General features: G+C 52.8%; 10 protein-coding genes and 1 pseudogene. 5 read left to right on the top strand and 6 right to left on the bottom strand.

The window, feature by feature from the left end; all coding sequences use genetic code 11:
* On the top strand, positions 1 to 227 hold a 227-nt coding region (locus ACTJJ7_RS03945), incomplete at its 5' end, for a hypothetical protein (RefSeq protein WP_440965484.1).
* 17 nt (positions 228 to 244) lie between these two features.
* On the opposite strand, the gene ACTJJ7_RS03940 is transcribed toward ACTJJ7_RS03945, so the two are convergent.
* Both ACTJJ7_RS03940 and ACTJJ7_RS03935 read right to left on the bottom strand, forming a co-directional pair.
* A complete protein-coding gene (locus tag ACTJJ7_RS03940) occupies positions 245 to 1000 on the bottom strand; it encodes a LuxR family transcriptional regulator (RefSeq protein ID WP_105737583.1) in 756 nt (251 codons plus the stop codon).
* A gap of 542 nt (positions 1001 to 1542) precedes the next feature.
* Positions 1543 to 2277, bottom strand: coding sequence for an alpha/beta fold hydrolase (locus ACTJJ7_RS03935; RefSeq protein ID WP_440965482.1), 735 nt, complete (start codon positions 2275 to 2277; stop codon positions 1543 to 1545).
* A 106-nt stretch (positions 2278 to 2383) separates the two neighbouring features.
* Here ACTJJ7_RS03935 and ACTJJ7_RS03930 point away from each other — a divergent pair, with 106 nt between their 5' ends.
* Entirely contained in the window at positions 2384 to 3274 is an 891-nt protein-coding gene (locus ACTJJ7_RS03930) for a LysR family transcriptional regulator (RefSeq protein WP_440965480.1), read from the top strand.
* Positions 3275 to 3884: 610 nt separating this feature from the next.
* On the opposite strand, the gene ACTJJ7_RS03925 is transcribed toward ACTJJ7_RS03930, so the two are convergent.
* Together ACTJJ7_RS03925 and ACTJJ7_RS03920 are read right to left on the bottom strand one after the other, a co-directional pair.
* Positions 3885 to 4622 carry an O-methyltransferase gene (locus ACTJJ7_RS03925; protein ID WP_440965478.1) on the bottom strand — a complete coding sequence of 246 codons (738 nt, stop codon included), beginning with the start codon at positions 4620 to 4622 and terminating at the stop codon, positions 3885 to 3887.
* A gap of 448 nt (positions 4623 to 5070) precedes the next feature.
* Positions 5071 to 5670, bottom strand: coding sequence for an NADPH-dependent FMN reductase (locus ACTJJ7_RS03920; RefSeq protein ID WP_440965476.1), 600 nt, complete (start codon positions 5668 to 5670; stop codon positions 5071 to 5073).
* Positions 5671 to 5707: 37 nt separating this feature from the next.
* On the opposite strand from ACTJJ7_RS03920, the gene ACTJJ7_RS03915 reads away from it, so the two are divergent.
* A complete protein-coding gene (locus tag ACTJJ7_RS03915; protein ID WP_245421235.1) occupies positions 5708 to 6169 on the top strand; it encodes a MarR family winged helix-turn-helix transcriptional regulator in 462 nt (153 codons plus the stop codon).
* Positions 6170 to 6280: 111 nt separating this feature from the next.
* Here ACTJJ7_RS03915 and ACTJJ7_RS03910 read toward each other — a convergent pair.
* Positions 6281 to 6386: pseudogene (locus ACTJJ7_RS03910) on the bottom strand (transposase); the annotation flags it as partial.
* Here ACTJJ7_RS03910 and ACTJJ7_RS03905 point away from each other — a divergent pair.
* Positions 6385 to 6699 carry a hypothetical protein gene (locus tag ACTJJ7_RS03905; protein ID WP_440965474.1) on the top strand — a complete coding sequence of 105 codons (315 nt, stop codon included), beginning with the start codon at positions 6385 to 6387 and terminating at the stop codon, positions 6697 to 6699. The pseudogene ACTJJ7_RS03910 and the gene ACTJJ7_RS03905 sit on opposite strands and share 2 nt — an antisense overlap.
* On the opposite strand, the gene ACTJJ7_RS03900 is transcribed toward ACTJJ7_RS03905, so the two are convergent.
* Positions 6692 to 8167 (bottom strand): amidase, encoded by a 1476-nt coding sequence (locus ACTJJ7_RS03900; protein ID WP_440965472.1) that lies wholly within the window; start codon positions 8165 to 8167, stop codon positions 6692 to 6694. The genes ACTJJ7_RS03905 and ACTJJ7_RS03900 overlap by 8 nt on opposite strands.
* Before the next feature lie 104 nt (positions 8168 to 8271).
* Here ACTJJ7_RS03900 and ACTJJ7_RS03895 point away from each other — a divergent pair, with 104 nt between their 5' ends.
* Positions 8272 to 8823, top strand: coding sequence for a TetR/AcrR family transcriptional regulator (locus tag ACTJJ7_RS03895; protein ID WP_130272840.1), 552 nt, complete (start codon positions 8272 to 8274; stop codon positions 8821 to 8823).
* Positions 8824 to 8949: the final 126 nt, after the last annotated feature.

Genomic DNA, 8949 nt, shown 5'->3' with positions numbered 1-8949 from the left:
TCAATGTCCATCCAGCGCTTGTGCGTCTCCTGCGTCGCATCGCCCTGAATTCCATCAATCTGCAAGTAAATCGGCATGCTTCCTCCTTTGCTGCAAAGCCCGACTTAGACTTCAAGGGACTACTTATGACCCAACTGGAGCCGAAAGCAAATTCTCACGAGCTGAGTATGAATCCACGTATCTCCACAATCACAATGATCGATTTGCAGGCGTCAAGGAAATTGTGATGGTTTGCGCCTGCCCGTCAATACGGCGGATTTGACAGATCATTCATCAAAGCAAAGGAACTCAGATCCAGCGCCCTTGATACGGCATGGGTAATGTTAGCGGCCTTGAGTTTCACTCGCGCTCGATCTTGATAAAATCGAACGGTGCGTTCCGACAGTGAGAGAATATCTGCAATCTGTGCCGTGGTTTTACCTTTTGCTGCCCATTTCAGGCATTCGATTTCGCGTGGCGAGAGGTGCACCATTTCGGATTCTAATGTTGCTGACCGCATCAAAAACCAATGGAAATGATGAGCGATCGCATGAAAATCACGTTTGTAGATATTCAAAGCGCCGTCCCACTCCTGATCGGAAGCTTCACCTGAAATAGTGAAAAGTGCCCGTTCCCCAAGTGGGCCTCTGACGGGGAAAGTTAAACCCTGTCTACCAACATTGAAATCCGCAGCCTCTCCAAACAGATTTCTCAGTCTGCTGCTTTTGTGGTCAAGGTCACGCCAATCTATCGGCAGAATCGAGGAAAAGCCGGTTGAAAGAACCGGATCAATTTTGACATAGCGACATTCCTTGTAGTGATCTATCCATTCCTGTGAGTACGTGACCGCCAGGAATGGCTCATCCCCGATGCCTGCCGGGAGATTAACCGCAAAGTAGGCGACGTTCTGCAACCCATACCGTTCCTTGATAAGGTCAAGGACATCGGGGAGTTCTGCCAATGAATCTGCAGTATCGATTTTATCTACCACACTATGAAACATTGTATCGATGCTGCTCATATCTTCAAGGCTCCAACAAGCGACGGTCAATTGTATAACATTGTCTCCAGGAGTGTATTGATTTCACACCTTTTCCAAATTCAAAAGTGGCGAGGGAACAATCGGTTGTACGCGCTGCGAAGGACTCGTAAATCTTCCTGTGAAAATGCCCATCACAGGCGAATCTAGAGCATTTTTGATTGTAGCGTGAATGTCTACAATCCCATGAAAATCCGGTTATGGAGTAGCTATCCAATGTCCGTCTTAAGAGGATTCGAACCGAGAGCCATGCGATTGATAAAAGGCTTTGGCCGACCGATGCCAACCCAATCTCAGTACAAGATTTAGGGCACTGCGACACCTTATGAAGGGTCGCTTAGCACCATCATGACATTATTTCAGGCCTCGATTTTAGACGAGGAAGACCACGTGCAACCCTAGAAACGACACGAAGGTTTCCCGACGAACAAATGTCGTCGAGAACAAAGCCCGACAAACTCTATGTTCAAGCGAAAACACGAGCGCTATCGAGATAGTCCATCCTATGTCCGAGGAAAGGACAGTTAGTTTACCGACTTCACGGCTTGAAGAATGACGTCTGCTGTTTCTTGCGGGTGAGACATGTAGACCATGTGGCTAGACTTGATGTCTGTCGTTTTAGTTCCTGCCCGCTTGTACATCCAACGGAGCAGCTCTGGAGAAATGACCCGATCCTCGGTCGTTACGATGCCGAATGTCGGTTTCTCATGCCACGCCGCCTGGTTGAACCTTACCTGATACGTCTCCACGGTCATCGGCTTTGAGGATGCTGACATGAAGTCGGTTACATCTTTGGGAAGATCCGCGGCGATCGTGTCGCGATAGGTAGTCGGGCTAGGAACGAAGGTGTGAGCGTCCAGCATATCCATGTCGATCTTCATCGGGTATCGCTGGGAAAGCTCGGTCAGGTTCTCGCCCTTGTCGGGCTGCAGGGCGGCCACGTACACCAGTGCCTTTACCACGTCGTCGGTTCCTGCCTCCGTGATCACCGCTCCGCCGTAGCTGTGACCAACGAGCACTGTCGGACCCTTCTGCTGCTTGACGACGAGCCGGGTGGCGGCGATGTCGTCCGCCAGACTGGTGTGCGGCAGCTGGACGACGCTCACTTTCAGGCCCTTCGCTCTTAGAATATCGTAAACTGGTCGCCAGCCTGATGCGTCCATCGTCGCGCCGTGCACCAGCACAACGTTTGTCGCATCAGCAAAGGCGGGGGCAGCCATCAATGTTCCCATAAAGGCTGCCAGCTTAAGTTTGCTCATCGTCATCTCATACCTCTCAATTCAATTTCAGGATTTGGATATAGCGAACTGGCGGCTTATCTATTAGATAGCATATTTTGCATGCCTCTATCGATGAGTTGGATAAATGGATCGCCTCGTGCTTCGTGACCTTGCTGTCTTCGAGACCGTAGCAAGACACCAGAGTTTTACGGCTGCCGCAGCCGAGCTTGGAATTTCGCAGTCGTCTCTCAGCTATGCGGTAAGCCAGCTTGAGCAACGTGTCGGCATAGCGCTGCTTGCCAGGACCACGCGCACCGTCGCGCCGACGGAGGCGGGAAGGCAACTTCTCGGGACGCTTGTGCCATCCCTTCGGGACATCGGCCATGAACTCGCCAACCTGCAGGAGATGCGTTCGACTGTTTCAGGTGCCGTTCGGTTGACGATGGTTTCCATCGCCTACGAGACCATTCTGCGTCCATCGCTCACGTCGTTTCGCGAGAAATATCCGAACGTCTCAATTGAGGTTTCGGTCGACGAGGGGTTCAGCGACGTCGTAGCCCAAGGATTCGATGGAGGTATCAGGTTTGGCAACCTGGTCGATAAGGATATGGTCGCAGTGCCTCTTACACGATCCGCACCTGTTGTGATCGTGGGCTCCCCGGAATATCTCCAAAAACACGGCCCGGTTCCCACGCATCCCGATGATCTCTCGGCGCATATCTGCATCGGATATCGCTTCGTCAGCTCGAGGAGACTCTATCGCTGGCCATTGTCAAAAAAGGGCAAGACTGTCGAGCTCAAGACAAGCAGCCCACTGATTTTCAACGATGGCGAGGCGATACGTTCCGCCGCTGTTGATGGTTTGGGTCTCGCCTACCTTTTTGAGGCTCAGGTTCGCGAGGATATCAAGTCCGGGCGGCTTATCTCCGTCTTGTCAGACTGGCTTCCGGCTCTGCCGGGTTTTAGCCTGTACTATCCCAACCGGACCAGGACATCTCCCGCGTTCAGGGCATTGATCAATCACTTGTGGCCTTGAGCCCGACAACAATCCAGTGAACTGTCTAGACGACCGAGCATTCGGAAGTGATGGGACAGAGGAACATGCAAGACAATACGGAAAGAGCTGTGTTTAGCGAGCACACATCTTGCATATCGTGGGGTCGTTTGCCGTATCAGGCTCAGCCCCCGATGTGGCTCATTCCGATGAATGCTTGATGTCCAAAAAACAGCCGTCAATTAACAGCCTTTGCAGATGCCGATTATTCTGGCGATCGCGCCCTTCTTCTCGTGGACTAGTCCTGCAAATCAAGGGAGGTAACCCGCTCTCTTGATCGCGGGGCGCGCTGCCCAGGTCCATTGGGCGCGTTTGTACTCTCATACTGGCCGCTGCTTTCACGGTGGCTTTGCTCCGCCCTCTTCAACGGCGTTAGCAACCGCTCACAATAGGAATCGGGCCAGCCGATATCCCATAAAATATGATCGGAAAGATCATTTACATGCTTCTTTTTGCCCATTGTTTTCCGCAAGTTAACGACTGTGCTGAGCCATCGCTGTACTCTCGCTACCACTGCAAAACTCGTCTTAGTCATAGCTTTCACCATTTACGTGCGGATACGTCTCGTGACGTATCCGCACACCGTTGTTATTCAATTGTTGATGTTGAACGACCTTCGATCAGGACCGGCCTGCTTCGCGGGCGACCGTATGCTGGTCTGATTGGCACCCGCCGCGTTTAGGCGCAGAGACAACTCCACATCTGCAGCGAAAGGCACTGAGAGATAGCCATGTTTAACAGACCGGACCCGCGCGAGATATTCCGGGCTTGCGTCCGCGTTATCGGCAATAATCAGCGCGCCGAGCCGCAAACGCCCCTCTAAAAGGGACAGCACTGAAGGATAGAGATTTTTAGCGCCGTCCAGCAAAACGAAGTCGATCTGTTCTGGCAGATCGCGCGTGAATGTCTCCAGCGCGTCGCCTTCCCGAATCTCGACCAAGTCAGACAGGCCGGCGGTTTCAATATTCTGACGAGCGCGATTGACCTTCGAAGGCTCAAACTCGCTACCGATCAGGCGGCCGCCCCCATTGTCTCGTAGCGCCGAAGCAAGATGGATGGTCGATATCCCGAAAGATGTCCCGAACTCGATGATAGTACGGGCACCGGTAGCGCGCGCAAGCATATAGAGAAGGACACCGGTTTCGCGGGAGACCGCAAGTGGCTGCTCCTTGAGGCGCTCATAGAAACGCCGATAATCGGCCCGGTCCGCGTTGCGGACTTCGGGCGGGACATCTGCCATCTGCCGATCATAGGCCTCCTCGATAGCATCGGCATCCGCGAAGAGCCGGTCGATCAGGGAGGATATTGCGGGTGAGGTAAAGTTTATCATTGCACGCTCCATAAGGTGGATGAACCCGAGACAATCGGCGGTTCTATGCAATGCGCTGAGATATGACGATGTGTGGAGGCTAGAGGGCAAGCAGCCCCTACCCTTGAGGCCCTCGAACCTATTTAATACCAGCACCGCCTTAGCGGTCGTTTCTGGAATGAGCGTCAAATCATCACCTAAGCGCAATTGCAGAGAACCAACTGAGTCGGTCTCAGGCTTGCGCGTTGAGTGACGTTAACGCTTACGGTCGCCAGTGGTGCGACAGCTAGCTCTTAGCATTGCAGCTGTCTGCACTGCAAGCGAAAATGGGGATGCTACCCCTTCTCGTCAATCTGGGGACGCTGCACCTGCCTTTAACAGCTATTGGCCACATGTTGGCTAACCGATAGCGTGTGACTGATATAAAGTTGGCCTCCGTCCCTTAACCGATGGACGAGGCTCTCAAAACTTAGGAGTCCTGTAAGAAGCTATCGTCAAGCTCAGCCTCCAGCTCCAGCAAAGCTTGCTTTAGGGAGCCATCCTGATGATGGATGTCCGCAACCATATCCAGCGGTGCGCCCTCAATCGTTGAGCGGGGCAGTGTAATACCAGGCATCGTTGCGATTATGCGCATCTTCAAGCCCTCTGCAACCTGCTTGAGCTGGGCCGCGCACTTGCCGCCACCGTGACCACCATAGGTAACGATGACCAATGGTTTGTTGCGCCACTCGGAATATAGATGATCGATCGCATTCTTGAGTACGGCAGGATAACCCCAATTATATTGAGGCGCTACGAACACGACTGCGTCGGCACCGGCAATCTTCTCACTCCAAGCCCTCGTGGACACTTGCTGATAGGCACCGGCTGCCGGAATGTCCGGCTCGTCATTCATTGGCAATGGCCAGTCAATCAAATCGACTAGTTCGGAATGGAAGCTGGTTTCGGCACGTGCAATGTCGATCACCCAAGCTGCAATCTGAGGACAAAGCCGATTAGCTCGGACGCTACCCATGATTACCAGGATGTTTGGTCTGCGCTTCTGTTCTGATGTATATGCGTGTATCATGCACAGAACATAACAACTGCATGGAGGCTTGTAAAGCGTGCAAGATACACACAATTCCGATGCGCTGGCTGCAGCCCTGATTGATCTGGTAGGCATCCTGAACAGCCCACGTCAAGATGACGTGCTGTTGAAAGAAGCCGGCGTATCGCTCGACCGGGCGTTGTTTCCATTGCTGGTTCGTATTGGAACAGCTGGCTCTATCGGCGTCGTTGAGCTTGCTGAACAGGTGGGTCGCGATCATTCGACGATCAGTAGACAACTAGCAAAATTGGAGATGTTGGGACTAGTCGATCGCCAGGCAGCAAGGGTAGATCAGCGTATCAATCAAGCCATTATCACAAAGAACGGCAGTCAGAAGGTGCTTGCTATTGTGCGGGCACGACGAAAGCTGCTTGACGCATTGCTGGCGGACTGGAGTTCAGACGAACGCAAAGCCATTGCACATCTTAACCGGAAGCTTGCCGATGCGATGAAGGCTGCGAGGAGCGCTAAAGCCTAGAGAGAAAAGATCCTGCCTGCGGCTCGCAAAATCACCTCTTCGGTAACGTCTATACGTGTTGATCTCCACGCGGAACTGAGCCGCCACCGCACTCAGCCAACATCAACAGCATATCTCCTTGTTGAGACGTTCCAAATGGGTTCGTGATGTGCAGTTTGGCGCGCTGTTGTGCTGGGAACGTCATGTAGGCAAGCACATCCTGTTCCGACTCATCCATGAAATCTCCAACCGCAGCATCTGGCACGGGTGAAGCCCACGGCGTTCAAAGAAAGAAACGCTCGGGAGCAATGCTGTTGGGCATCAGCGGTCTTAAAGGGGAGACTATTTCCGGCCTGCCAACGAGCAAAACATCGATTGCCAGACGCTTGCTCGCTCTTGATCAGCACATTGCAATTGCGTGGGACGACCTTATGATTGAATCTACACAAAAGGGATTGAATAAGCCGTCGGTAGAATGCAACGGCGTGTCAGATATTATCGAGCAACACCACTTCGGTACTCACTCAATGGCTTTCTGGCCGATTATGTAAGACCAACTTCTGCACCCAATCTGCCAGCCCATACCGATGGTTGTCGTCCGATCCAAGGCAAAGCGCGCTCCAGCTGACCCGCCAGGCTAAAAAGCAGAGCCTCTTGACCAAAGCCTGCGGTAAATTGCGACCCCACGGGCATACCGATTGCTGCATCAACGGATAAGGGCACGGACATCGCAGGTATACCGGCAACATTTGCTGCAGCGGTAAAGGGTGAATAACTGAACACCCGCTCCACCCACTCCAGGCCATCCAGGTGGTCTTGGCCGTTATTGTATTCGCCAATAAGAGGCGGCAGGTTAGGCAAGGTTGGGGTTAACAGCACGTCATATTGGTCAAAAAAGGCTCCGAGGGAGCGCGTCACACTGTTTCTTGTATCAAGCGCCTCGAGCAGATTGAGGCCACTTACTTTTTGTCCATAGGCATAAACGGCAGATGTTGCCGGCTCAAGTACGTCACGGTCAGGCTTTCTGCCGGTCAATCTCGCCACCAAATCGATCCAGGCAGCAGTATTTACCCCCCAGAACTGAGCATTGGCATGAACGAAAGCTTCCCACGAAACTCCGAGATCAAGTTGAACCTCCTCCACGTCGTGACCGAGATTCTCACAAAGCCTCGCAATTAGGCAAAGCTGATCTGCCACTGCAGGCGACGTTTGTGTGCCGTTGATCGGATGAAGCATAAACCCAACCCTGAGCGGTTGCGGATCGGCGTCCAACGCTGAAAGGAAGGTGTTTTCTGGCGATGGAATATAATACGGCTCACCCGTACCACCTCCATGAACGGCATCCAGAAGCGCTGCGCTGTCTCTGACTGTCCTACTGATACCGAACTGTACCGCCAGCCCGCTCCAAACCTCGTCAACAAAAGGACCGTTGGAAACCCTTCCCCGGGTCGGCTTCAAACCGAATAAACCATTTACTGCAGCAGGCACACGAATACTGCCACCGCCATCAGTCGCATGGGCAAAAGGAACAATTCCAGCCGCTACCGCAGCTCCGGAACCCCCACTTGAACCGCCCGCACTTCGGCTGGTGTTCCACGGATTTCGCGTCGGGCCAGTGGCAATACTCTCAGTGGTCGTGCTGATCGCAAACTCCGGTGTGGTCGTTCGTCCGATCGGTATCAGTCCACTTTGCCGAAACCGCTTCATCAGGTTCGAATCCGCCGGTGCAGCCATGTCGGCGGCGATACGGCTGCCAAGCTCACTCGCGCGCCCGGCTCGCGTTGCTCCTAGATCCTTGATCAAAAACGGCACATTCGAAAAGGCTGCGTTTGTTGCCAGCTCAGATTGCGGCATGATCACCTCGTCCGGCCAAATCCCTACAACAGCATTTAAGTCTGGATTGACTAAGTTATACGCCTCCAAAGCCGCAGCCATAACTTCATGCGCTGCCACATCCCGATTTTCAATCAGCTTCGCAAGCCCCAGAGCGTCCTGGACGGCATAGTCGTGCAGATTCATGCTTGCTTCCTCTTTTCAATGAACTACATTCGCAGAATGATACTGTGCAGTATCAATGATACTAAGAAGTATCATTGTCAAGATTGATTGTTTGAGAGGATCAGATGTCTTCGCTGAAAGAACGCATTACCGCCGCCGCTTACAAACTGTTTGATGAGAATGGCATCCAGCATGTGACAATGGACGCCATCGCAGTTGAGGCGAAGACGACAAAAATGGGCATCTATAGGCATTTTGATTCACGCGATGCCCTCATCCAGGATTGGTTGACGGCAACCATTGATCGCTATCGCCATGCGCTGGACGAAATTGAACGAGTACACCACGATGACCCACGCGCGCAGCTTATGGCATTGGCCGAGTTTATTTCACGGGGTTTGAGGACAATATCCCACCGGGGCTGCCCGTTTGTGAATACAATCGCCGAGATCGAAGACAGAGAAAGCCCTCTGCGCCAGCAAATCGAGGCGCACAAGACCGCACAGGCCGGGCGCGTCTTAGAGATGTGCCGCAAAGCCCACATTCCAAATCCGCAGCTCACGACTGCGGAGATCACATTTCTGTTCGAAGGCGCTCAGATTTCTGCTCAAAACGGGAGTATTCAACACATCGAACGCCACATCATGACGATTATGCGCAAAATCCTGGAACGATAAAATGTACACGCGCAGGCCACCCCACGTATCATTCGGACTGCTGATAGGCGATTTTCCGCATGAGTGATGCTGAGATGCACGATAGTGTGTATCACCCGCGGACCTTTCAGGTTTTTACTGCATAAC

Source organism: Phyllobacterium sp. 22229, assembly GCF_052056495.1.
GTDB classification, from domain to species: Bacteria; Pseudomonadota; Alphaproteobacteria; order Rhizobiales; family Rhizobiaceae; genus Phyllobacterium; species Phyllobacterium myrsinacearum.
Note: the sequence above shows the minus strand (reverse complement) of the source record. Positions and strands in the feature narration are given on the sequence as shown.

Coding starts and splice junctions, on each gene's coding strand:
- ACTJJ7_RS03935 (WP_440965482.1), bottom strand. CDS start 2,277: ATGAGCAAACTTAAGCTGGCAGCCTTTATGGGAACATTGATGGCTGCC.
- ACTJJ7_RS03905 (WP_440965474.1), top strand. CDS start 6,385: ATGAAATCTCCAACCGCAGCATCTGGCACGGGTGAAGCCCACGGCGTT.
- ACTJJ7_RS03920 (WP_440965476.1), bottom strand. CDS start 5,670: ATGATACACGCATATACATCAGAACAGAAGCGCAGACCAAACATCCTG.
- ACTJJ7_RS03930 (WP_440965480.1), top strand. CDS start 2,384: ATGGATCGCCTCGTGCTTCGTGACCTTGCTGTCTTCGAGACCGTAGCA.
- ACTJJ7_RS03925 (WP_440965478.1), bottom strand. CDS start 4,622: ATGATAAACTTTACCTCACCCGCAATATCCTCCCTGATCGACCGGCTC.
- ACTJJ7_RS03940 (WP_105737583.1), bottom strand. CDS start 1,000: ATGAGCAGCATCGATACAATGTTTCATAGTGTGGTAGATAAAATCGAT.
- ACTJJ7_RS03895 (WP_130272840.1), top strand. CDS start 8,272: ATGTCTTCGCTGAAAGAACGCATTACCGCCGCCGCTTACAAACTGTTT.
- ACTJJ7_RS03900 (WP_440965472.1), bottom strand. CDS start 8,167: ATGAATCTGCACGACTATGCCGTCCAGGACGCTCTGGGGCTTGCGAAG.